Consider the following 22,716-nt stretch of genomic DNA (forward strand, 5'->3'; position numbering starts at 1 on the left):
TTGTATAGGAAAGTCGAATCGTGCCTGAACGCAGACCCACACATGCGAAGCGCGCCCACGCCAAGCAGATGAACGCGAAGCGGGCGTACACGAGGAGCAAGCCGAAGCAAGCCCCCAAGGCCCCCGCGGCTAGAACCCCATCGTCCTCGCACGGCCAAACGCTGATCACGCGTCGCCATTTTCTCTACGGCGCCCTCGGCGTCGGCGCTGCGGCAGCGCTTGCAGGAGGCGGCTTCGCTCTCTACAGCGCAGCGCAACCCAACGATGCCGAGGAAGAGATCACCGTCCTTCAAGTGCCCGAGGACGCCGTATCGACCCTCGGCACCGACCAGGAGGCCATCGGCAGCGACGAGCTCGGAAACTACGTAAGCCTCGTGGGCAACTTCGAGCTTCCCTACGGCACGCTTCTGTGGACGAACAACGATTCGATTGCCGCATGCCTGCTGCCCACGTCGGAATCGGCTCGCCCGCTCACACAGGTGGCACTGCTCTATCTCGGCAGCGGCGAATACCCCATCGTGCTCGAAGAGGCGATCGGTCAGGCCGAGGGCTTCGACATCTACGACGTACGCGCAAGCGAGCAGGGTCTCATCTGGACCGAAGCCAATATCCTCGACGGCATCTGGCGCGTATACACCGCATCGCTCAACAACGGCGCACTCGGCTCCCCCGCACTCGTTGACGAGGGGAATACGGGTTGGGAAACGCCCACCATCGCCGCCGTCGGCATGAACGCGTTCTGGCAGGTGCTGCCGGCGCTCGGCGGCGAAAACACCGGCGAGGACTCCCTGTTGAAGCGGGTTCGTTTCGGCTCCGGCTCGGAAGCCGAAACGGTATTCTCTTCGACCGGGCGCATGAGCACGCCGCCCTATCCGCTGGCGGACGGCCTCGTCATCACTCCGCGCACCAATACCTCGACGGTAAACTACCAGCTCACCTTGCTCGATGCCGACACCTGCGAGGTTCGCGACAAAGTCGTGCTGCCCACCGCCATGAAACCGCTCGAGGCAGGCTACGGCGATAACGGCTTCACGTTCTCCTTCGACGCCATTTACAACTACGGGGGCGGCATCGCCAACCTCGGCACCTACACACCCGCGCAAACCCATGGAACCGAAGACTACGACGGGCTTTCGTGGTACAGCTTCAAGAGAGCGCCCACTGCGGCTCCCGCCTGGAGCAACGGCTGGTTCATCGTGAAATCGAAGCAGTCGGTCTGCGGCATAGACATCGGATCGCTCACCTATTTCGCCCTGCCCATCCAAAGCGGCTGCGACGATTACGGGGACTACCTTGCCACCACCGGCGCGACATCGACGTTCGTCACCTATACCAACATCAACGATACGGCGGTCGACGGCACGACCAAAAAGCTCTGCCTCGTGCGCGTTTGGTCACCCGTCGCTCTGTCGTAGCGCAGGCTGGGAGCTTTCCGCAGCACCCTGTTCGATGCCGTCGCCCAAATAGCCGCAAGGAGGCTTTTGTGAAAGAGAACAAATACGACGATGAGGCGTTTTTCGAGAAGTACAGCGCTTTTCCCCGCTCCGTGGGAGGCCTGACGGCAGCAGGCGAATGGCATGAGTTCAAGAAGCTCCTTCCGGATTTTGCCGGTCAGCGGGTGCTCGATATGGGTTGCGGATTCGGATGGCATTGCATCTACGCCGCCGAACAGGGAGCCGCCGAGGTGCTCGGCACCGACCTATCCGCAAAGATGCTCGCCAAAGCCCGTGAGACGACCGAGTGCCCGCAGGTAACCTACAGGCAGGCCGCAATCGAGGATCTTTCGTTCGACCCGGAAAGCTTCGATACGGTCGTGAGCTCGCTCGCCCTCCATTACGTCGAGTCGTTCGACGCCGTATGCGCCTCCGCATACGAATGGCTGCGCGCCAACGGAACCTTCGTCTTCTCCGTCGAACACCCCATCTTCACCGCATACGGAACCCAGGATTGGTTTTACGGCGCGGACGGCAGCAAGCTGCACTGGCCCGTCGACCGCTACTTTTCAGAGGGGTGGCGCGATGCGGTGTTTCTCGGCGAGCAGGTAGTCAAGCACCACAAAACGCTTGCCACCTACCTGCAGGGCCTTATCGAAGCAGGTTTCGTCATCGAAGCCGTCGTCGAGCCGAAGCCCACGGCGGACCTGTTGGGTTCGGTACCCGAAATGAGCGACGAGCTGCGCCGCCCCATGATGCTCCTCGTGAAAGCCCGCAAGCCCCTCGCATAACCCCCGCAAAACCGCATAGACGCGCACTGCCCTGTTCCCGAATGCCGAACCGACCGCCCATGTGCTCGTTTCGGCATTCTTGACTTCCTTGGTATTGACACAACCTTACTGAATACGTATACAATAAGGTAATGATAATGGAGCAACTTTGATAATCCGTATTCACGGCATATGTCAAAGCGAGGAACCAGAAGGCTTCGGCACGCCGAGCGACATCCGCTCGCATCCCGCGGCAGCACGACGAAACACCGCTGCCCGAATGCGCGGCGGTCGCATACTCGCGCAGAAGGGAGAAAACCAATGCGGATCAAGGCCACGATAGACTATGCAATACGAGCGGTGCTCTATCTTGCGGTCAAGGGAGAGCAATGCTCTTCACGCGAGATATCGGAAGCCATGCATATCCCCCGCGACCTGCTTGTACAGATAGCCATTCGCCTGAGACAAGCGTCGATCCTCGCAGCCCAAAGCGGAAAGTACGGCGGGTACTCACTCATGAAGAAGCCCGCCGACATAACCCTGTACGACGTAGTCAGCGCCATGGAAGACGAGCCGGCGCTTCCCGGGCAGGACAGCTTCTGCGAAGTGACCGACAAAGGCGCCGCAGAGCTGGTCGTGGGAACCTATCAGATGCTCCAAACAGGGCTTGAAAAATCCCTCGCCAGCACGACCATCGAGCAGATAGCCGAGAAAAAAGCGATACCGCAACCCGAGTTCGCAACCGCGTAGGCGCCCAGCCGACCGCCTCGGCGCAACTGCTGTAAACAGCACAGGACCCCGCACCATGGCGATACCGCTCGCCCGTTCGGGGTCCTCGTAGTGTAGGGCCTACCTGCGAGCGCAGATAGGCCCTACACATGCATGGTATCGAATGAAACCGGCTAAAACTCCAGCTCCTGCAACCGATCGAACACCACATCTTTGCGGGTGAGGAAATCCCAAGGGTCGAAGATCTCATCGAGCACTTCCTTCGCCAAATTCACCTCGGGATCGGCTTCGAGGTTCTCACGGTAGGTCGGACCGTCGACGGCGTTCTGGATGTCTTCCCACACCTTCATGGCGTTGCGCTGCACGATCACGTAGGCGTCTTCGCGCGAGATCCCTGTATCGACCAGCGCGAGCAGCACCTTCGAGCTGAAGATGAGGCCGCGCGTGCGCCACAAGTTGTGCTCCATCTTCGCAGGATAGGTCTGCAGGCCGTCGAGCATCCACTGCATCTTGCCGAACATGTAGTCCAAGGCGATAAAGCTGTCGGCAAGCGCCACGCGCTCGGCACCCGAATGCGAGATATCGCGCTCGTACCACAGCGCCACATCGTCGAAGGCAACCTGGGCGTTGCTCTTGACCACACGAGCCAGCCCGCACACGCGCTCGGCCGTAATGGGGTTGCGCTTGTGAGGCATGGCGGACGAGCCCTTCTGCCCCTTCGTGAACGGCTCCTCCGCTTCGATAACGTCGGATTGCTGGAGCAGACGCACCTGCATGGCAATGGATTCGAGCGTCGAAGCCGTCACGGCGAGCGCCGCCATGACCTGAGCGTGGCGATCGCGGGCGAGCACCTGGGTGGAAAGGGGATCAGGCACAAGGCCGAGCTTCTCGCACACGTACTCCTCAACGAACGGATCGATGCTCGAATAGGTACCCACGGCTCCGGAGATGGCTCCGCACGCCGCAACGGCGCGGGCCTCCTCCATGCGCGTCAGCGCACGCTTCAAAGCCCATGCCCAACTGCCGAACTTCATGCCGAACGTCATCGGTTCGGCATGGATGCCGTGCGTGCGTCCCACGCAGAGCGTGTTCTGAAATTCGAAAGCGCGCCGCTTGCAGGTTTCGCCCAGCTGCTTCACGTCGGCGATGATGATGTCGATCGCCTGGGTTATCTGATAGGACAGCGCGGTATCGCCCAAGTCGGACGAGGTCATGCCGTAGTGCACCCAGCGGCTCGGCGGCTCGGCTCCCTGCTCGATGTCGGCATCGATGTGCTCGGCCATGTTCGTCGTGAAGGCGATGACATCGTGGTTCGTCACCTTCTCGATCTCGTCGATACGCTCCACGGTGAAATCGGCATGCTCGCGAATCCACGCGGCTTCCTCCTTCGTGATGCCGGATGCGCCGAGCTCGGCCTGCGCTTCGCACGCCAGAACCTCGATCTCCTTCCAGATGGAAAACTTGTTGTGCATCGACCAGATGGCGCCCATTTCAGGACGCGTGTAACGACCAATCATGTATTGCCCTTTCCTGCGGATCCAACCTGATACAGAATACCCGTTTGCCCGTCGGCGCGGAAGATTTCCACGAACGTCCCAGACGGCTTGACAGACCTCTGCCAACGGTACATGCAGCGGCGCAACGCCGGCTACCATGCACCGCTACAGGGTTTTGAACACCATTCTGACTTCGTCGACGATATCGCTGTCCGCCACGACGATGGCCTTATCCCCGGGGTACAGCAGCGTGCCCGGCACTGCGACCATCACATCGTCGGGCGTCGACACGGCGGCGATGAGGCTGCCTTGCGGAAGCGGTATATCCTCCACGGCGATGCCCTCGTCGTTGCTGTGGTATTTCATGCGCGGCACGGCGATCTCGGAAAGCATGACGTTGCCATGCGACAACGACGAGGCGATGCTCACGCTACCGAGCAGCGCCTCCTCTTCGATGAGGTTTGCGATGAGCGTGGTCGAGGAAACGCATTCGATCCCCACCTCGCGGAAAATGCGAAGGTTCTTCGGGCTGTTTACGCGGGCGATGCAGCGCGGCACGTTGAACACGCGCTGAGCGATCTCGCACGATACAAGGTTATCGTCGTCTTGCCCGGTGGTCGCAACGAAGATGTCGGCTTTACGGATTCCCGCGTCTTCCTGATACTTCGAATCGCATCCATCGCCGTGGATAACCAGGTAGCGGCCTTGCAGGGTTACCGAAAGGCGGTCGGCCGTCTGCAGGTTCTCGTCGATGACCGCCACATCGTTTCCGCTCTGCAGCAAAACCGTGGCGAGATACTCGCCCACCTTGCCGCCTCCTACGATCACGATATACATGAAAAGGCTCCTAATCCTGAATGTACTGGGAGAACGACTCGATTAGCTCATGGCGAACGCAGGCAAGCACCGTATCGCCGTGGTAGAGGATGCTATCGCGCGTGGGAATCGAACTGGCAGAGCCGTCGCCGCGTTCGAAAGCGATTATGCGCACGTCGTGATCGCGTTCCATTTCCGAAACGCGTATCGTCTTCTTTCCCAAGCCGTTGAGATTCAGAGAAAACCGCAGCACTTCGAATTCTCCGAACGTATCGAGGTGGCTGCCATGCCCCGCGACCACTTTCGAGAACACGTCTTCGGCCACAAGCGAGGTTCCGCATACGTAATCGATGCCGAGCTGCATGTAGGCGCGCTCGTGGTCGGGGTTGTACAGGCGGGCAATAACGTGCGGTACGCCGAAAAGGCGTCCCGCAACTTCGGCCACCATGAGGTTCGTGTTGTCGAGCTGGGTCACAGCCGCCACAACATCGCACTCCTCGATACCCGCCTTGAGAAGCGTTTCCTCGTCGAACCCGATGCCCTGCAGCACCGAGCCGTTGAAATTGCGCCCCAAATTTGCAAACGCATCGGGATTGCGGTCGATCACGCAAACGTTGCTGCCGTTGTCGGACAGCATGTTCGCTAGCTGCGAGCCGACGCGGCCGCACCCGACGACGATGACATTGCTCATTTCCGTCCTTTCGATTGCGCGGCGCCGACGATGCCGTCCGGTGCCGTGCGCCTACGGCCGTCGCGCCCATCCGCAGGCGCTTTGACCATGCATCCAGTATAGGATATACAAAAGCCCGCGAAAGCGGGCTTGTTTGTTTCGTTTGTGGAGCTGTTGTTAGATGCTCTGCATTTCGGAAAGCGTGCTTTCGAACCAATGATCGTAGTTCGGCGGGCAGTACTTTTTGGCCGCCCAGTACGTGATGGTCTGCCCGTAGCCAGCCGCAAGACCCGATACGTGGGTGTTGATGGCTTCTTCCCAGCTGGAGAAGGACTTGTCGCCCCAGCCCCACGCGTTATACGGAAGGAAGCACACAGCGCCCTTCGAGCTTTCGGTGTTGGAGATGGCGGGCGACCAGCGCGGGTCGACGCCGTTGTCCCATGCCGCCGTAGCGAACGTGACGCCCTGGCCGGCTAAGGGGGAACCTGCGAGATACGCATCGATCCGGGCGGTCCATTCTTCAATGAACGCTTCTTTGCCGACGGTGAAATCGACTTCGCTCAAATCGATAGCGGGGGGATTGTTGGCTTCCTGTTCGGCGCGCTTCTCGGCCGCAGCCTGAATCTTGGCTTCTTCCTCGGCGCGAGCAGCTTCTTCGGCGGCAATGCGGTCCGCCTCTTCCTTGGCCTCGATGGTCTCGATGCCCTTGGTGATATCGCGCTGGGCGGAATTGGAAAGCTGGGAGCTCTCGCGAACACCGGTATCGCTGGCAGCGCCGAGCGACTCGGTTTGCGAGGCATCTTCGGAAGCAGCCGCACCGCTTGCACCGAAGCCAGCGGTGTTGACGCCGCCGGCACCGGCGAACGATGTGCCGATCCCAATCGTAATGCACAGGGTCACCACTACGCATGCCGCTGAACCAGCAAACACTGCAGTGCGCCTACGCGATTTATTATATCGTTTCAGTGCCAAAGCCCTCAAAGCCTTTCGTTTTACAGCGCAAAACTAAACCGCCTGAGCGGTGACAGCGTAGTAAATTGTAAGGGGGAGTTTGCTGTCGAGAAGCCTCTATGCTGTTTTGACTTGTCGTATTCTACTCCAAAACGAACGGCACAGCCAAGTTTTCGGAGCCGAGATGTGGAGGCTCCTCCACCGTTTGTTCTATAAATGCAGGGTCGCCCCCATACGGAAAACGCGAACGAATTATGGTGCTTAATATCCTATATTTTCGCTTTGATCGTACTTTGCCGGCCCATCGACCAGACCCGAGCATCGCGCGATTCGAAAACAGCCCGATCTTAGCAAGCGACATGCCGAGATCGGGCTGATGGGCGTTTCCGTTATCTGCGTTTTCGCCATTCGGCCGAAGCGCGCAGATTGCAGAACCGTCAGTTACCATCGACCCGTTCGAGCTTCTTCTTGATGGCGTTGTTCAGCGCATCCTGCTTCGTGCCCGCATAGGTTTTCGCGTTGACGAGCAGATCGTCGCAGAACGCGGCCACATCTTCGCCCGTCACTTCGAGTACGCCCTTGCCTTCTGCCGCGCCCTGCTCGAACAGATCCACCAAGTCGGCGAGCACAACGGTCATATCCATGCCGTCGCCGGCCACGTGACTCCACATGTAGTGTTGAATTTTGTCGTATACGTAGCGGTAGTCTTCGGGCAGCGTTTTCACGCGATCCATGGCCTCGCGGTATTCGCGCTTCTCCTGCGCTACTTGCTTGAAATAAGCTACGGGGTTTCTCATGATCGTCCTTCTTTCAGCTCGTTGATCTTCGACGAGACGAAGTCCCATTTTTGCCAAAACCGCTGTACTTCTTCACGACCCGCATCGCTGAGCGTGTAGAATTTGCGCGGAGGCCCCATCTCGGAAGGTTTCTTCTCTGTATGCACCAGTTCGTTTTTCTCAAGCCGGAGCAAAATGGTGTACACCGTACCTTCGACAACATCGGAGAAGCCGAGCGCGTTGAGCTTCTTCGTAATCTCGTAGCCATAGGTTTCCTCACGGCCGATGATCTCGAGGACGCAGCCTTCGAGTACGCCTTTCAGCATTTCCGTCAGATTTTGCACTGCGTTCACCTCCTGCTAGTCTGTATGGCTGATATGCAGTATTACTTAGTACTAGTATATAGCATCACAGAGTAGCAAATCTGTCAAGAGAAAACGAGGGGACTTCGGCTAAAGCCTTGGAATGAAGATAGCCGCCACGATGTAGGCGAGCACGGTAAACGCGGGCGATATGACGAGCAGGATAACCACGAGCACCCGTACGATGGTGGAATCGATACCGAGGAACTGCGCGACACCGCCGCACACCCCGGCGATACGTTTATCGGTAACGCTACGTCCGAACGGCTTTCTCCAATCGATGTTCGTAACCCCTTTGAGCCGCCCGGATTTTGCAGCCCACACAAGATAGAGCCCCGCGCAAATGAGCGCGATGGGCCACAGATACGAAAACACCGTACCCACCATGCGCTGCAGAGCATTCCACCAGCCGTAGCCGAAAGCGACGCCGAACAGCCTCCATACGCCGAACAGAACGCACGCCGCCCCCACGATGATGGCGATCTGCGCAGATTTCGGATACCGGGAGAACTTGTTCATCGCAACCGCCTACGTCCACGGATTGACGTCGATGATCACGGCTTCCTTGAACGGCAACGCGATGGTCATGAACTCCGTGGTTCCCGGAACGGTGAACCACATAAGCCCGATAACGCAGAAAGCCACGAAGCAAAGACCCGCCAGAAGCTCGAAAAGAGGGTTTTTCACCGCGCCCGAAATGATGAAGAACCCGACCATCATGACGAGCAAAGGCCATAGATTCTCGATCATCGGAGCGAAACTCGCATAGCTGATCGCATGAAGCGACATGGATAAAAGCACGACGCCTATCGATATCGCCATGAGGCCGCTGACGAACTGCCCCATGCGCTTACCCCTCGGCGCGGGTATGACAACGTTGCCGATGCCGACGATGATGAGGAGCAACGGCCAAAACTGCCACCAGGATACGTCTTCGATGAACTGGCTCAGAATTGCCGCGAATCCGATGAACAGGCAGAGAAACCCGAACCACAGGGCCGCTCGCACCGACTTTTTCGACACCGGCTCTGCGGGCTGCTGGGCAGCGACAGTCGGAGACCCCTGCGGGGATGAGGGAGACGGCGCGCCATAGGGCGCCTGAGCCGTATAGGCTGCATACGCCGATTGGGTCGAACCCGGCGCCTGAGCCGTGTAGGCAGGCTGCGAAACATGCGGCGCCTGCGCTGCATGGGGAACCGATTGGCCGGAAGGCGTCTGATGCGCATCAGCGTACGGTCGCGGCGGCTCGGGAGGCACGTGGCCCGCGCCCGTGAAAGGAGCGCCTGCATTCGGGTAAGGGCCAAACGGCGCGCTTCCTGCCGACGAGAACGGGGCAGCAGAACCGCCCTCCCGATGCTCGCTTTGCGCTTTGCGCTTCGCCGCTTCGTAATCGATGGGTCCGTACGTATCGGAATGGACGGATTCGGGCTGCACGTCAACCGGCTCGGCAGGATCGGGCGCGAGGGGGAGGATGAACCACAGGGCGATGTAGGCAATGGCGAGCGTCCCGGCGGTTGCAAAGGTAAGCACCACGGCAAGGATGCGCACGACGACGGGATCGATGTCGAAGTACTCGGCAATACCCGCGCATACGCCGCCTATCAGCGCATCGCGCGAACGGTAGAATCGTTTCTCGGCCACCGCACAGCCTCCTTTCCTCGTCTTGCGGCCTCAAGGTGCATCGCCGCCTTAACGTTGGAAAGCGAAGCATCCCCCTACTCGGTACGGTTCACGGCCTCGTCGCCAGACTCGGCCTTCTTGCCATCCTGGCAGGCTGACTCGCCAGGCCCCGCATCCACCTCAACGCCTTGCAGCTTCTTCACCCGAATGGATGAAATCCGCCTTCGGCGCATGGACTGTATCCTGAACGAATACCCGTCGATATCGAATTGGTCGCCAATCTGGGGAACCGTATCGATTCGGTCGAGCAGCCATCCTGCTATCGTCTCGTAATCGTCAGACTCGGTAACGGGCCATCCGAGCTCTTCGGCTTCGTCTGTCGGGAACCGCCCGTCAGCCGACCATTCGTCCTCGGATATCGGCGTGACGTACTCGCTTTCAGAGTCCGATTCGTCAATGATCTCGCCGACGATTTCCTCAACGATATCTTCGAGGGTAATTAAACCATCGGTGCCACCGTACTCGTCCACTACGATAGCCATCTGTTGCCGATTTGTTTGCATCTCCGAGAGAAGCGGATAGATATCCTTGGTTTCGGGAACGAACATGGCCTCGTAGGCGTACTTGCCCACTTCTTCGTCGGCCTTGCCGTCCATCAACGGAGACACGAGATCCTTGTAGTGAGCGATGCCCACGATGCTGTCGTAGTCTTCGTGGTACACGGGCAGGCGCGAGTAGCCGGTACCGCGCATGCGATCGAGCGCCTGCTTCACCGTTTCGGTGTCTTCGACGAGAATCATATCGACGCGCGGTTGCATGACCTCGCGCACCGTGGTATCGCCGAGTTCGATGATCTCGTGGATCATGCGCTTCTCGTCGTCGAGCAGCTCTTTGTTGTCGGTGACCATGTACTTGATCTCTTCTTCCGACACATCTTGGCGCTCGTCGGCGCTCTTGATGCGCAAGAGCTTCGACAACCCGTCGGCAGAAGCCGACGTGAGCCACACGAGCGGTTTGGCGATCGTGCGAAACACCATGAGCGGACCCGCCACGCGCTTGGCGACCTTTTCGGCATCGGCCAAGGCCATGCGTTTGGGGACCAACTCGCCCACCACGATGCTCAGATACGAGACGAGAAGCGTGATGAGAACCGGCGACAAACCCGGTGCGATAAACGACAGCCAATCGATGCCGAACCCGCTCAGCCATTGGGCCAGGGGGTCGGAGAGGTTCGTTGCCGCCGCAGCCGACGCGAAGAAGCCCACGAGCGTGATGGCAACCTGTATGGTTGCGAGAAACTGGCTGGTATCGGCGGCGAGACCCGCAGCGAGCTCTGCGCGCTTATCGCCTCCCTCGGCGTCTTTTTCGAGAAGCACGCGCTTCGCGTTCACGAGCGCCATCTCCGACATGGAGAAATAGCCGTTTACCAGCACGAGGATGAAAGTGACGACAATGCTTATGCCAACGTCCATATGGGTTTAGGACTCACTCCTTAGAACTACAGCACGTACAGTGCGATGGCCAAGAACTGCAGGATGCTGCCAGCCAGCACCCACAGATGAAAGATGGAATGCATGTAGGGGATCTTCTTGAGCACGTAGAAGATGCACCCCACCGAATAGCACACCCCGCCGCCGACGAGCAGCCAGAGGCCCGGTGCGGGAATGGCGGTGATGAGCGCGGGCAGAAACCAGATCACACACCATCCGAGCAGCAGATAGAGAACCGCCGATATCCAGCGGGGGCGAAACACCCAGAACGCCTCGCAGGCCACGCCGGCGAGCGCAACCACCCACACGAACACGCACAGCCAGATGCCGCCCGAATCGGCGAGCGATACGAGGCAGAACGGGGTGTAGGACCCCGCAATGAACAGGTATATGCAGCTGTGGTCGAGAATCTTGAAGACCCGTTTGGCCTTTTCGACGGCGATCGCATGGTACAGCGTGGACATCGTGTACTCAAGCACCATCGTAATCGCGTACACGAGCGCAGCGAACAGGCGGATGCCGCCGCCGTCGCCCGTCGCGGTTATGACGAGGATCGGAATCGCCGCAATGGCGAGCGCGATGCCGAGGCCGTGCGTGATCGAATTGGCAATTTCCTCGCCGAGCGTATACTCGCGTACGTTGTGCTTTTTCCTGTTGGCGTTGCCGTAAGTGTTCGTCGGCCCGTCGGCCCTGGCGCGCATTTCGGCCATGTTCTTCGGCTTGAATTGAGACGGCGTCCACGTTCCCGGCTGGGAATAAGGGCTCAAAGGCTCAGCCTGAGGCGCAGGAGCCTCTTGCGAAGTGGTACTTCGGCAGTCCTTTGAATCCTTGTTGGTACGCTCGCTCATGATTGCTTACTGTACCATACTTCCACCGGGTTTTACCCAATCAAGCCATGTGTTTGCATCCTGTTCGCTTACGTCGATAAGCCGTAACGTCGTTCCGCCCACACCTGCCGCCGTTCTCGCATTGATCGTCGCCACCCGGGCGTTGCGCTGGAACGGATTCGTTTTCAAAAAGCCGTACTGTATCTTCTTGCGCGGGAAGCTCACGCTTTCACGGGAGAAGCCGCCGTTGGATACCTGCATGAACCGACGGTTGTACGAAAAGCCCGAACCCCGGTACCACAGAACCGCACCGATGATATCGAGCACGAGCAGCAACGCGCACAGCACGTAGAGCACGATGGCGCCGGTGTTCACGAAGAACAGTATGCTTGCGGCATCGGGCTCGGTCGAAGGCAGAAGGGCGTTTGCGAGCAGCTGGCCGACAACCACCACGACAGCAAGCCAGAACCCGTTGCCCTGCAGGATACCGCGACGGATGATAGCGCGCCTGAGCGCAACCTTGGCAACCGGCCTGCTGTCGGTCGGCACGTCGGCGAACTCGGGGACGAGCCCGGCGAGGATTTCGGGAACGCGGTTCATTTTGACGAAGGGATGGATGACGAGGCCCTGCGGGTTGAGGCTCTTCTGCTGACCCTCTTCGCCTTCGGTCACCGCATCGATCTTGCCGAGCGAAAGCTCGCAGTAGCCGAGCAAGCGCCTGATGAAGCTCTGCTTGATGATCACCGACTGCACGCGATCGATATCGACGCCGTGGAACTGGTGCTGCAGAAGACCGTGCTCAACCTCGATGCGACTGTCGCGCCTGCGCGCCTTGAACCCGCCGAAGGAGATGCACGTTCCGATAATCGAAAGCACCCACACGACAAGAAACACTACGACCACGACGCCCGTGATCGCCCAGATGGTGTTGCCCGCAAACGATTGCATCACGAAGTTGACGCCGTTGTCGACGAGCATGCGTCCGATGGCCGTCGAAAGAATCTGCTCGGCAAGACCCGCAACCGAGCCGAGTGCGGCCAAAACGATGAGAATGAATCCCGTGTTGTTCGACAGGCCCGTCAGCACGAGCTCCTTGTTGCTCATCCCGTACTCGTAGGAAACGCGGCCCGTATCGACGGCGGCGCCGCCGAATACACCGCGCACGTCGGTAAGGATTTCGGCGGGCATGTCGAGCACGTTGCCCGCAAGGGGGTGCCCGGCCGGATAGACGGCCCCCGGCTGGCCCTGCACGACGTTCGCCCGACCCGCTGCCTGGGCGGCTTGACCCGAGAGAATCGCCTGCTTGCGGGCGAACAACTCGGTACGGAGACGCTCGGCTTCGGAGTTCTGCAGATACGGGATCGTGATGGCCTTGTTCGCCGAACCGCCCGCCGTATCGATGTTGACCGTGCACACGCCCGCAAGGCGTTGGACGAGCGTCGCTTTCTGGTTGACCGACTGGATGCGCTGGTAAGGTACGTGAACGCGCTTCTTGTTGAAGATGCCCGAGTACAGGTTGAACTCGTCGGGGCCGAGCTCGTAATAGAGGTGCTTGTACGAGAGCGTCTGGATGAGCGCCGTCAAACCGACGATAACGATGAGCCCGACGATCACGGCAATGCCGACAATGAGCAAAACGGGGGCGTCGGCGCGCCCGATGCTCTCGCCGTCGGCGATCGCCCCGATCACCGAAGAGAACACGGAGAAGAACGCGATCACGATGAGCATGCCGGCGACCTGCAGGCTACCGAGCCAGATATAGCTATGGTGAACCTTATGGCGCATCGGCTCGGCAGGGTTCTGCTGCGGATACGCGCCGTTGGGATACTGGCCGTACGCAGGCTGTTGGGAAGCCTGCTGTACCGGCTGCTGTTCGCCCGACGCGCTCGGCGGCACGGGCGGCATGCCGGATTCGGGGCTTCGCTGCTCTTCGGTCATGGCCTACACGTCCTCTTGGGCGATACGGGCAAGCTCGGCCGCGCGGTCGCGAAGCTGCTCGGCCACGTGCGTCTCGAGGCCGGGGATCTCATGCTCGCCGGCAGCAGTCGACACGGTGACGCTCGACAGGCCGAACGCTCGGAGAATGGGCCCTTGCCTCGTATCGGTATTCTGCACGCGGATGAACGGGATGATGAAGCGCTTGCGCCACACGATGCCGCGCGCAATATCGAGGTAGTCTTCCGAAAGCTCATAGCGCCACCGCACGAATCTGATGGGCGGCAGGATAACGAGCCACACGATAAGCCCGATCACATACAGGGCGGCAATAGCCGCCAAAGTGATGCCGATCCACGGAGCCGATTCGACGATAAGCGCGATAAGGAACGGTATGAAGAGGCAGAGAAACGCCACCGTAAGCCAAATTGCATCGTTAATGCGCCATACGTTTTTGATTTTAGGATTCAGTTGATCCTTTGGAAGGTCTCTCATCGGCTTCTTTCTCGCGCGATCGGTAATTGACGCAACAATGATACCAAAGAACTGCCGAATCCTTTGATGATCTTACAAACCTGTAACCAGATGAGCTAATCGGACGCAACGGAATCGCCCTCGCGTCTGTTGTGCATATAGAACTTATTTAGTAATATTTCAACATCAGCGTTCGTTGACTCCCGAGAGCGCTTTATCTGCAAGCGACGGGCTGGCACCGTTGTATTGTTTCCGTCAAACGAGGTATGTATGCTGGAGCGCACATCGAAAAAGAATCGTGCAGGGTTCACGTTGGCTGAACTCCTCGTCGTAGTTGCCATCCTGCTCGTGCTCATCGCTATCGCCGTACCCCTGTTCGCAGGAGCCCTCGGTAAAGCCGAGGATGCCACATGCGAGGCCAACCGCCGCTCCATCCAATCGATGTTCTTGGCGAACTACGCGCTCGGCGACGACAAGAATTCCGATTCCGTGTTCAAAAAATGCCTCGACGAGATGAAAGCCGAGAATAACGAAACCACCTGCCCGACGGGCGGCGCTTACTCGATCAAGAGCGACGACGGCGAAGGACACATCGTCGTGCAGTGCTCAAAGCACGGACTGGGCGTCGACCTGAGCATGTGGTACTGGGTGCAGGAAACCTTCAACGGGGCGTGGCACCAGTTCACCGACAAGGACGGAAACAGGCTCACAAGCGATCCCGACATCCGCAAGCAATATGCCAAAGAGCATGGAATCACGGCGTGGCCTTCCGTTACCGGCTTCGACAAAGACGGCAACGACAAAACTCTCTACATCGAGTTCAAAAGCTACGGCAACAGCGCCAACACGACGTTTCTTTACGCCGGTACGAACAAAGATCCGAGCGCCACCGACTGGACGGCCTACTACATCTGCGACAACACCGGCTTGCTCGGCAGCGGCAGCAAAGGCCAGTGGTACCGCGTCACCTCGAACCCGAACGGCGAGGGGATCGCGAAGAACGAGAGCGACATGAGAGCCATTCTCGAAAAGAACAAGGACAACAAGGTCGAACTCGTCGACGGGCGCTTCGTCGAAGGATAACGGGTCTGCACCAGTTCGCCCGCCCATGCCTTGCAGCCGAGAGCTCGCTGCCTCGATGCGCTATACTGATGCTGACTTCCGATACAACAGCATAGCGCGAGCCGAAAGAGGGCAATCATGAACTACAGCGAACTGCAAGACGAGATCAAAACAGCCATAAAAGCCAAGGACAAGGTGCGTCTGTCCATCCTGCGGCAGCTTCACGGCGAGATCAAGAACATCGAAGTGAACGAGCGGCGCGACATCACCGAAAAAGACGTCGACGACATGCTCAAGCGCCTCATCAAGCAGACGAAGGAAACGCTCGACGGCTCCATCAAAGCCGGCACCGACCAAGAGCGCACCGACACGCTGACCGAACAGGTAGCCATCCTCGAAGGATATCTTCCCGAGCAGGTTTCGGGAGATGCCCTGATCGCGTTGATCGATCAGGTGCTTGCGGAAACGGGCGCTTCGACGAAGAAGGACATGGGCCGCGTCATGGGAGCGCTTACCCAGGCGACGGGCGGCAATTTCGATAAAGCGGCGGCGGCAAAGGAACTGGGCGCGAAGCTCTCGTAAAGCATCACCGCATCATTTGCCCGAAAGCGGACCTACGGGTCCGCTTTTTCGCGTACCGCCCGTATCGCTCCTTTGAATGGTTAACTTTTCATTTCATACATTCGTTGAAGAGGTTACAAGGTATAATTCCACGCTAACTCGAATCTGCGAACCGCTCCGCGTTCGCGATACGGTTTGCAAGGTAGACGGATGAAAGGTATTGCCATGGATAACGATTACTCGCTATCGCGCGTACCTGATGAAGCGAAACAGCCGTTTTGGAAGATTCTCTTCATCAGGATCGGCGCGATCTGCTGCGTCTCGCAGCTCATGCTCGGAGCCGCTCTCGGTTTCGGCATGACGTTCTGGGACGCGTTTTTGGCTACGATGCTCGGCTCGGTACTGCTTCAGGTGGTCAGCTGGGCACTTGGAACCGCAGCAGCCCACGAAGGCCTCTCGACAAGCCTGCTTTCTCGATGGGCCGGCTTCGGCAAGGGCGGTTCGGCACTGTTCGGCGGCGTCGTCGCCATTTCGATGGTCGGCTGGTTCGGCGTACAGAACGCCGTATTCGGTCAGGGCATGGCCACCATCGTCGGTTTCACCGATTTCCTCGGTGACTTCGAGTATCCCGTCTGGGCCATCATCACGGGCATTGGCATCACGCTGCTCGTCGTGTTCGGCATCAAGGCCATCGCGAACTTCGCAACCATCTTCGTACCCGTTTTCATCGCGGTCGTCATCTACGCCACGTGGGTGATCCTGCAGGATCACACGCTTGCCGAACTCGTGAGCATGGCTCCCCCGGGAGCAGCCCTTTCGCTCGGAGCGGCAACGACCATGGTTGCGGGCGGCTTTATCGCGGGCGCCATATGCACGCCCGACTACGCACGCTTCCTCAAGGGCGGCACCCAGGTGTTCTGGATGACGCTCATCGGCACCTTCATCGGCGAGCTCGGCATGAACCTACTCGCCGTCATGCTCGCCCACGCCACGGGCACCGAGAACGTCGTCGATCTCATGATGGCCACCTCGGGCATCATCGGCGTCATCATCGTGGTCGCCTCGACGGTCAAGCTCAACGACATCAACCTGTACTCGTCGGGCCTCGGTCTCATGACGCTCATCAATGCGCTGTTCAACAAAACGGTCAAGCGCAACACGATCATCTGGGCACTCGGCATCGTGGGCACGATCCTGTCCGTCATCGGCATCATCAACTACTTCACCAACTTCCTCACCTTGCTCGGCGTTGCCATTCCGCCCGTTGCGGGTATCATGGTCATCGACTACTACGTGCTGCGCCGCAGCCGCAAGAAGCTCGACGAATCACGCGCCAAGGGAGAATTGCCCAAGAAGGTTGAGAACTGGAACCCGATCGCCATCGTCTGCTGGATCGCCGGCTTCGTGGTGGGCCAGGTTACGAGCATGATGAACATCGGCATCCCCGGCTTGAACTCGCTCATCCTCGCGGGCGTGCTGTACTGGGTCGTCATGAAGATCTACGGCAGCATTAAGAAGGTCGACGTCGTGGAGTTCAAGGAAACCGATCAGGTTCTGTAGGCTCGTCTCAGCAAAACCGAAAAGCGGCGTGCGGGAAGATTTCGCACGCCGCTTTTGTTTTCACGAGAAATATTCGAGCAAACGATGCTTGCACGCTTCGCGATCTTCGCACGAAGCCTCTGCATCGACGAGATAGGCAACCGCCTCACACCATTCTCGCTCGTTATACGATTCGACGGGCAGCGCACTCAGCACCTCGTGTGCGCGGTATCGCTCCGGATGATACTTGAGTTCGGACACGTACTCGCATCCCGATTTCATAGCGATGTCGTCAATCAGGCCCATGTATCTTCGGCCCCTTTCCCCGTGCATTCGTAACCGACCGCCCGATGCAACCGCCGTCGCAAACAGCATTCGCAATCGATTACCTGCACGCATAGCTTTTCAATCTGCAAACAATAGCAGAGACGCCCCCCCCCGCAAGTTTTCTGTAACATATTGGGTTACTTGATCCTGGTCGACATGGTGTCCTCGGCTTTGCCTAAAGTCAGACCCAGCGGCAGAAGGGCGAACTCGTGGCAGGAAAGGGGCCTTATTCGTCGCCGTCGAATCCTTCCCTCGGTGTCGGTTTCCCAGCCATCTTTCTGATCGGGCGTGATGCGGAGGTCTCGCGCGGTGGCCGTGCGCCTCGCCACTCGGAAGAGGCCCGAACAACGAATATCGTCGTTTTTCTGCCACAAACCCAGGATTCGGTGCGCGCCGGGGTCGGCCCGCCCGTCTACGGCACATGGCGGCGACACCGGCGTCCCGCGCTCGCAGATGAGGCGCACGCATAACGAGACGCGCCCGATCCGACGATAGGATCGAGCGCGTCGTGTGAAAAACAGCTGCAGCAACATTTCGCCGTAGCTCTACGGCCAGAGCTTCACCTCGTCGTACAAATCGGGGCGGCGATCACGCAGGTAGGGGCTCGCGGTGCGGAACGTCTTGAGCTGCTCGAAATCGAGTTCGGCATAGAGAATGCCTTCGGCCTCTTCGGCTAGCTCCGCAATCACTGCGCCGCGCGGGTTGCATACGCGCGTGTGGCCGCCCATGTAGAGATCGTTTTCGCGCCCATGGCGGTTGACGGCAGCCAAGAACACCGTGTTCTCAAGCGCGCGGCACTGCGTGTTGTAGTTCCACACATCGTGGTCCTCCTCGCACCAGGCAGACGGGCACACGATGAGCTCGGCGCCCTTGAGGGCCAGGATGCGCGCAACCTCGGGAAATCCCATGTCGTAACAGATCATGACGCCGACCTTGCCGAATTCGGTGTCGAATACGGGAAGCTCGTTTCCCGAACGGAAGTAGAAACGCTCGAGCGCCCACAGGTGCGCCTTGTCGAATGTGCCCATGAGCTCGCCTGTGCGGTCGATGAACACCGAGCTGTTGAAGGCCACCGCGGGAAGCTGCTCCTTAACGAGCGCCAAACCCGCAATCACGTACACGTTGTTCTCGCGGGCGGCCGCACGCAGGGCCGCAACGGTAGGCCCATCGACGCGCTCGGCCAGATCGAGGATGCGCGGACCCACGATGTCGAGGTTGTAGCCCGTAGAGAAAAGTTCGGGCAACACCACGAGATCGGCGCCGTTGCCGGCCGCTTCGGCAATGAGGTCGCACGCGTGGGCGGTGTTCGCCTCCACCTCGCAGATCGCTCCCTCGAACTGGATGAGCGCGATCTTCATCGGCGTGCGTTTTGTCGTTTCCATCGGTACTCCTTACAGGTTGAGATCGCCCACGGCCTTCACGCGAATGCAGAGCGCATCGCCCAGATACGCCATCGGGATGTCTTCCACGTCGATGACCTCGACGGTTTCGGGATCGGCGCCCGCCTCGATAGCCTCAGCGCACGCACGTTCCTTCGATTGCGAGATAGCCTGGTCGCGCGGCGTCTCGGACAACGAGAACACCTTGGCGATCTGGCCCGACACCTGCGCGATAGCCGAGCCGATGGCGTTCGCCACGCCGAAGTTCTCGGGGCGGAGCACCGGATCGGCGCCCTCGAGCGTGCTCGGCGCGAGGATGGAACCGCCGCCCACGAGGATCACCGTCACGTCGCCCGCCGAAGTCTTCATCGCATCGACGGCATCCTCGATGATGCGCATGATCTCCTTGTACGCCGCATCGACCAGATCGGCGTCGAGGTCGGCCACGAGCGCAGGATCGCCCACGCCTGCGGCCAGCCCCTTAGCCACCACGATGTCGGTGGCCGTGAGGGTTGAGCCGCCGAAGCACAGCGCTTCTTCGGTCACCTTGTAGCCCACGCTGTCGGGGCCCACCGTCACGCGGCCGTCGTCGCGCTTGCGCACGATCGAGCCGCCGCCGAGGCCTACCGACACAAGATCGGGCATGCGGAAGTTCGTGCGCACGTCGCCGATTTCGACCGCCACCATGCTCTCGCGCGGGAAGCCGTGGGCGAGCACGCCCACATCGGTCGTCGTGCCGCCGATATCGACGACCACGGCATCCTTCTCTTTCGTAAGGAACGATGCGCCGCGGATGGAGTTCGTGGGACCGCAGGCGATGGTGAAGATGGGATAGCGTTTCGCGTACTCGACCGACATGAGCGTACCGTCGTTCTGGCCGAGGTACACCGCTACGTCATGGAGCCCCTCGGCGGCAAGCGCCGCTTCGAAGCTCAACGCCGTGGTCTGCGCCACATCGTGGAGCGCTGCGTTTAAGATCGAAGCGTTCTCGCGCTCGAGGAATCCGAGCGAACCGATTTCGGAGGAGAGCGTGATGGGGAACTCGTCGCCGAGCTCCTCGCGCAGGATTGCGCCCGCGCGCTTCTCGTGGGCGTCAGACACCGGAGAGAACACGCTCGTCACCGCGATCGACTCGAAGCCTTCCTCGCGCACCGTACGGGCGACGTCGCGGATCTCGTCTTCGCCGAGTTCGCTGATCTCGCGGCCGTCGAACTCGTTGCCGCCGTGGACGATGAAATCGCGTACGCCCATGGCGCTCTTGAGTTCCTCGGGCCAATCGGCCATGCAGCTGATGGCCGTGGTTGCCGGAGCGCCGATGCGCAGAGCCACCACCTTGTTGAGGCGCTTGCGCTCGACGATGGCGTTCGTGCAGTGAGTGGTGCCGAGCATCGCGAATCCGATGTTTTCCGCATCTTCGGGTCCGATCTGGGTGACCACCTCATGCATTGCGGCCTTGATGCCGCCCATCACGTCTTCGGTCGTCGGACTTTTCGTTGCCGCGACGAGGTTGAGGTCGCCGTCGATGATGACCGCGTCGGTATTCGTGCCGCCGACGTCGATGCCGAGGCGCCAGGTCCGTGTCGTCTGAGCCATTATGCTCGTCCTCCCTTCGCCATGCGTTCTTCAACAGGCAGATAGTCGACATCGTAGCCGAAGGCGCGTGGCCCCACCACGGCCAGGCCTTCAGGCGTGCGCCACTGCGGCGCGCACGGCATGCCGACGACCACGACGCGCGCGCCGTACTTGAGGCCCTCGGTGGTCACGGGCGTTCCCGATTCCATGTCGAGCGACATGATGAGATCGGGGGAAGTGGTTACCGGCTCGCCATCGCGGAGCGCAATGAGGTTCTCGTTCTGGAACTCGATCACCATCCGGCTGCCCTTGTCCTCGTCGAGGCCGTCCACCACAGCCTGGCCGCGCACGAACATACCGTCGGTCTTGCGCTCGACATCGACCACCTTGCCGCGGAACAGGCGGAACCCGTTCGTCACTTCGAGCACGGCATCGATGGGATCGGCATGCTGCTCGCGCGCCTCGCGCAGGGTCCGCCCGATCCGTTCGCAGAGCGTCGGCGTGTTGGGGATGCAGAAATCCTTGAGCTGCTTGCCCGTGCAAGGGTATGAGGCCAGGATGGTGTAGCCGCCCATCACCGAGGTGGCCTGGCGGGCGATGCGCTCGAGCCACTTGTCGTCGATGCCGCGCACCGTAACCGTGTTGCCCTTCTCGTCGGCGAGCACGGCAGGCAGGCCCTTGACGCCGTTGATGCTGAGCGTGACCATCTGCAGCTCGGGAAAAGCGCGGCCCATGAGATCGCAATCAACCACGGGGATGCCGCGCGTGGCAGCCAGGATGAACGGAATCGTGGAGTTCACGCCACCCGCTTCAACCGCGTAGATGGCGTAGGGCTCCTCGCCCAGCTCCTTCACGAGCTCGTCGTAGGTGGCCATGGGCTCGGCTCCGCTGCAGATCTTCTCCACCATGATGGTGGGAGCGCCCATCATCTGCGAAACAGCCACGAGCGCATCGTCGGGAACCTCGTCGGGCGTGATGAGCTCGACCTCGCCGTAGCGCCTGATGGCTTCGATGGCCATCAGCTTGCCGACGTAGGGGTCTCCTCCGCCCCCAGCGCCGAGGACCGTTGCGCCGAGCGCCATGTCCTCGATCTCTTTGACACCGATCATCCTTCTCATATATCGCACCTTTCATGGTCTCACCACGTGCACGGTTTACGTGCTGCCGCATCGGACGAACCTCGTCGCTCCTCCGACAGCTGCGCACCGCGCACCACACGCAAGCGGCGATTCGATTGCGCCGCCCGCGTACGGGAACCTGTATACAAAATGAGATTGTATAGAACCTTACCTTAAGAGCAAACCACGATCGGCGAAATACGAGGTAAAATCAAGTGCCGTACCGAGAACCGAACGATTGCGCGTCAAAGGAGGACCGATGCTTCTCAAACATCTGCTCGATCTGTACGAATTGCTCGACTCGCCCGCTGCAAGCGGCGAGGCGGTCAAGGCGTTTATGGAAGCCATCGATCCCGACTGCAACGTCGAGGCCTATCCGCTGGCAAGCGCCAAGGGCACAACCGACATGGTGCGCATCCGCATTCCCGGTTCGCGCGGCAAATCGGTCGGGGGCAGCGCTCCCACCATCGGCTTGCTCGGCCGCCTCGGAGGCCTCGGCGCACGTCCCGAGCGCATCGGCTTCGTATCCGACGGCGACGGAGCGCTTGTCGCGCTCTCGTGCGCAGCGAAGCTCATCGACATGCGCCGCAAGGGCGACGTGCTTGCAGGCGACGTGTTCGTCTCGACTCACGTGTGTCCCCATGCGCCCACGATGCCGCACAAACCCGTACCGTTCATGGGATCGCCCGTGGCGACCGCAGCCGTCAACAAGGAGGAGGTCACCGACGAGCTCGATGCCATCCTCGTCGTGGACACCACCAAGGGCAATCGCATCGCGAACTACCGCGGTTTCGCCATCTCGCCCACGG

At 59.9% G+C, this 22,716-nt stretch carries 23 protein-coding genes; 7 read left to right on the plus strand and 16 right to left on the minus strand.

The features are described 5' to 3' along the window. Positions 1–20 precede the first annotated feature (20 nt). The 3 genes from C1722_RS15510 (at position 21) to C1722_RS15520 (ending at position 2,953) form a co-directional block, all read left to right on the plus strand. On the plus strand, positions 21–1,415 hold the full coding sequence (locus tag C1722_RS15510) for a twin-arginine translocation signal domain-containing protein (RefSeq protein ID WP_244902609.1): 1,395 nt from the start codon (positions 21–23) through the stop codon (positions 1,413–1,415). Positions 1,416–1,483: 68 nt separating this feature from the next. Next, positions 1,484–2,224: a class I SAM-dependent methyltransferase gene (locus C1722_RS15515; protein ID WP_102380234.1), complete on the plus strand. Its 741-nt coding sequence runs from the start codon at positions 1,484–1,486 to the stop codon at positions 2,222–2,224. A 300-nt stretch (positions 2,225–2,524) separates the two neighbouring features. Then, positions 2,525–2,953, plus strand: a complete 429-nt coding sequence (locus tag C1722_RS15520) for an RrF2 family transcriptional regulator (protein WP_180995305.1) — start codon at positions 2,525–2,527, stop codon at positions 2,951–2,953. A gap of 152 nt (positions 2,954–3,105) precedes the next feature. Here C1722_RS15520 and purB read toward each other — a convergent pair whose 3' ends face one another. The 12 genes from purB to C1722_RS15580 form a co-directional block, all read right to left on the minus strand. Next, entirely contained in the window at positions 3,106–4,449 is a 1,344-nt protein-coding gene (gene purB / locus C1722_RS15525) for an adenylosuccinate lyase (RefSeq protein WP_102380236.1), read from the minus strand. 144 nt (positions 4,450–4,593) lie between these two features. Continuing rightward, positions 4,594–5,265: a potassium channel family protein gene (locus tag C1722_RS15530; protein ID WP_102380237.1), complete on the minus strand. Its 672-nt coding sequence runs from the start codon at positions 5,263–5,265 to the stop codon at positions 4,594–4,596. A gap of 10 nt (positions 5,266–5,275) precedes the next feature. Further along, positions 5,276–5,950, minus strand: coding sequence for a potassium channel family protein (locus tag C1722_RS15535; protein ID WP_279611972.1), 675 nt, complete (start codon positions 5,948–5,950; stop codon positions 5,276–5,278). Between the two features lie 141 nt (positions 5,951–6,091). Continuing rightward, positions 6,092–6,844, minus strand: a complete 753-nt coding sequence (locus C1722_RS15540) for a CMP-2-keto-3-deoxyoctulosonic acid synthetase (RefSeq protein WP_102380239.1) — start codon at positions 6,842–6,844, stop codon at positions 6,092–6,094. A gap of 458 nt (positions 6,845–7,302) precedes the next feature. After that, positions 7,303–7,662 (minus strand): DUF1048 domain-containing protein, encoded by a 360-nt coding sequence (locus C1722_RS15545; RefSeq protein WP_102380240.1) that lies wholly within the window; start codon positions 7,660–7,662, stop codon positions 7,303–7,305. Further along, on the minus strand, positions 7,659–7,985 hold the full coding sequence (locus C1722_RS15550) for a PadR family transcriptional regulator (RefSeq protein ID WP_219724329.1): 327 nt from the start codon (positions 7,983–7,985) through the stop codon (positions 7,659–7,661). The genes C1722_RS15545 and C1722_RS15550 overlap by 4 nt, the downstream gene beginning before the upstream one ends. A gap of 108 nt (positions 7,986–8,093) precedes the next feature. After that, a complete protein-coding gene (locus C1722_RS15555; protein WP_244902610.1) occupies positions 8,094–8,522 on the minus strand; it encodes a PspC domain-containing protein in 429 nt (142 codons plus the stop codon). 9 nt (positions 8,523–8,531) lie between these two features. Beyond that, the gene (locus C1722_RS15560) at positions 8,532–9,644 is read right to left on the minus strand and encodes a PspC domain-containing protein (protein ID WP_102380242.1); all 1,113 of its coding nucleotides are present in this window, start codon (positions 9,642–9,644) and stop codon (positions 8,532–8,534) included. A gap of 74 nt (positions 9,645–9,718) precedes the next feature. Beyond that, positions 9,719–11,095 (minus strand): hemolysin family protein, encoded by a 1,377-nt coding sequence (locus tag C1722_RS15565; protein WP_102380243.1) that lies wholly within the window; start codon positions 11,093–11,095, stop codon positions 9,719–9,721. 26 nt (positions 11,096–11,121) lie between these two features. Continuing rightward, a complete protein-coding gene (gene trhA / locus C1722_RS15570; RefSeq protein ID WP_180995334.1) occupies positions 11,122–11,814 on the minus strand; it encodes a PAQR family membrane homeostasis protein TrhA in 693 nt (230 codons plus the stop codon). Between the two features lie 153 nt (positions 11,815–11,967). After that, on the minus strand, positions 11,968–13,878 hold the full coding sequence (locus C1722_RS15575) for a PH domain-containing protein (protein WP_244902611.1): 1,911 nt from the start codon (positions 13,876–13,878) through the stop codon (positions 11,968–11,970). 3 nt (positions 13,879–13,881) lie between these two features. Then, entirely contained in the window at positions 13,882–14,370 is a 489-nt protein-coding gene (locus tag C1722_RS15580; protein WP_102380245.1) for a PH domain-containing protein, read from the minus strand. A 249-nt stretch (positions 14,371–14,619) separates the two neighbouring features. Here C1722_RS15580 and C1722_RS15585 point away from each other — a divergent pair, with 249 nt between their 5' ends. The 3 genes from C1722_RS15585 (at position 14,620) to C1722_RS15595 (ending at position 17,532) form a co-directional block, all read left to right on the plus strand. Then, on the plus strand, positions 14,620–15,432 hold the full coding sequence (locus C1722_RS15585; protein ID WP_102380246.1) for a prepilin-type N-terminal cleavage/methylation domain-containing protein: 813 nt from the start codon (positions 14,620–14,622) through the stop codon (positions 15,430–15,432). Positions 15,433–15,549: 117 nt separating this feature from the next. Beyond that, complete coding sequence (locus C1722_RS15590; RefSeq protein ID WP_102380247.1) at positions 15,550–15,993, plus strand: GatB/YqeY domain-containing protein; 444 nt, start codon at positions 15,550–15,552, stop codon at positions 15,991–15,993. A 204-nt stretch (positions 15,994–16,197) separates the two neighbouring features. Then, entirely contained in the window at positions 16,198–17,532 is a 1,335-nt protein-coding gene (locus tag C1722_RS15595; protein WP_244902612.1) for a purine-cytosine permease family protein, read from the plus strand. A 60-nt stretch (positions 17,533–17,592) separates the two neighbouring features. Here the strand turns inward: C1722_RS15595 and C1722_RS15600 are convergent, their stop codons facing one another. The 4 genes from C1722_RS15600 to C1722_RS15620 form a co-directional block, all read right to left on the minus strand. Then, on the minus strand, positions 17,593–17,817 hold the full coding sequence (locus tag C1722_RS15600; RefSeq protein WP_102380248.1) for a hypothetical protein: 225 nt from the start codon (positions 17,815–17,817) through the stop codon (positions 17,593–17,595). A 566-nt stretch (positions 17,818–18,383) separates the two neighbouring features. Further along, complete coding sequence (locus C1722_RS15610) at positions 18,384–19,220, minus strand: nitrilase-related carbon-nitrogen hydrolase (RefSeq protein ID WP_102380250.1); 837 nt, start codon at positions 19,218–19,220, stop codon at positions 18,384–18,386. Between the two features lie 9 nt (positions 19,221–19,229). Beyond that, a complete protein-coding gene (locus C1722_RS15615; protein ID WP_102380251.1) occupies positions 19,230–20,810 on the minus strand; it encodes a hydantoinase/oxoprolinase family protein in 1,581 nt (526 codons plus the stop codon). Continuing rightward, a complete protein-coding gene (locus tag C1722_RS15620; protein WP_102380252.1) occupies positions 20,810–21,907 on the minus strand; it encodes an S-methyl thiohydantoin desulfurase family protein in 1,098 nt (365 codons plus the stop codon). The genes C1722_RS15615 and C1722_RS15620 overlap by 1 nt, the downstream gene beginning before the upstream one ends. A 259-nt stretch (positions 21,908–22,166) precedes the next feature. On the opposite strand from C1722_RS15620, the gene C1722_RS17045 reads away from it, so the two are divergent. Next, positions 22,167–22,716: DUF1177 family protein (locus C1722_RS17045; protein ID WP_180995307.1), on the plus strand; the 550-nt coding region annotated here is incomplete at its 3' end.

Origin of the sequence: Raoultibacter timonensis, from assembly GCF_900240215.1 — a bacterium.
Lineage (GTDB): Bacteria > Actinomycetota > Coriobacteriia > Coriobacteriales > Eggerthellaceae > Raoultibacter > Raoultibacter timonensis.

Excerpts from the sequence above, each read along its gene's own strand:
- C1722_RS15520 (WP_180995305.1), top strand. The coding sequence starts at position 2,525 with ATGCGGATCAAGGCCACGATAGACTATGCAATACGAGCGGTGCTCTAT.
- purB (WP_102380236.1), bottom strand. The coding sequence starts at position 4,449 with ATGATTGGTCGTTACACGCGTCCTGAAATGGGCGCCATCTGGTCGATG.
- C1722_RS15530 (WP_102380237.1), bottom strand. The coding sequence starts at position 5,265 with ATGTATATCGTGATCGTAGGAGGCGGCAAGGTGGGCGAGTATCTCGCC.
- C1722_RS15545 (WP_102380240.1), bottom strand. The coding sequence starts at position 7,662 with ATGAGAAACCCCGTAGCTTATTTCAAGCAAGTAGCGCAGGAGAAGCGC.
- C1722_RS15555 (WP_244902610.1), bottom strand. The coding sequence starts at position 8,522 with ATGAACAAGTTCTCCCGGTATCCGAAATCTGCGCAGATCGCCATCATC.
- C1722_RS15565 (WP_102380243.1), bottom strand. The coding sequence starts at position 11,095 with ATGGACGTTGGCATAAGCATTGTCGTCACTTTCATCCTCGTGCTGGTA.
- trhA (WP_180995334.1), bottom strand. The coding sequence starts at position 11,814 with ATGCGCGCCAGGGCCGACGGGCCGACGAACACTTACGGCAACGCCAAC.
- C1722_RS15575 (WP_244902611.1), bottom strand. The coding sequence starts at position 13,878 with ATGACCGAAGAGCAGCGAAGCCCCGAATCCGGCATGCCGCCCGTGCCG.
- C1722_RS15580 (WP_102380245.1), bottom strand. The coding sequence starts at position 14,370 with ATGAGAGACCTTCCAAAGGATCAACTGAATCCTAAAATCAAAAACGTA.
- C1722_RS15585 (WP_102380246.1), top strand. The coding sequence starts at position 14,620 with ATGCTGGAGCGCACATCGAAAAAGAATCGTGCAGGGTTCACGTTGGCT.
- C1722_RS15590 (WP_102380247.1), top strand. The coding sequence starts at position 15,550 with ATGAACTACAGCGAACTGCAAGACGAGATCAAAACAGCCATAAAAGCC.
- C1722_RS15595 (WP_244902612.1), top strand. The coding sequence starts at position 16,198 with ATGGATAACGATTACTCGCTATCGCGCGTACCTGATGAAGCGAAACAG.
- C1722_RS15600 (WP_102380248.1), bottom strand. The coding sequence starts at position 17,817 with ATGGGCCTGATTGACGACATCGCTATGAAATCGGGATGCGAGTACGTG.
- C1722_RS15610 (WP_102380250.1), bottom strand. The coding sequence starts at position 19,220 with ATGGAAACGACAAAACGCACGCCGATGAAGATCGCGCTCATCCAGTTC.
- C1722_RS15615 (WP_102380251.1), bottom strand. The coding sequence starts at position 20,810 with ATGGCTCAGACGACACGGACCTGGCGCCTCGGCATCGACGTCGGCGGC.
- C1722_RS15620 (WP_102380252.1), bottom strand. The coding sequence starts at position 21,907 with ATGAGAAGGATGATCGGTGTCAAAGAGATCGAGGACATGGCGCTCGGC.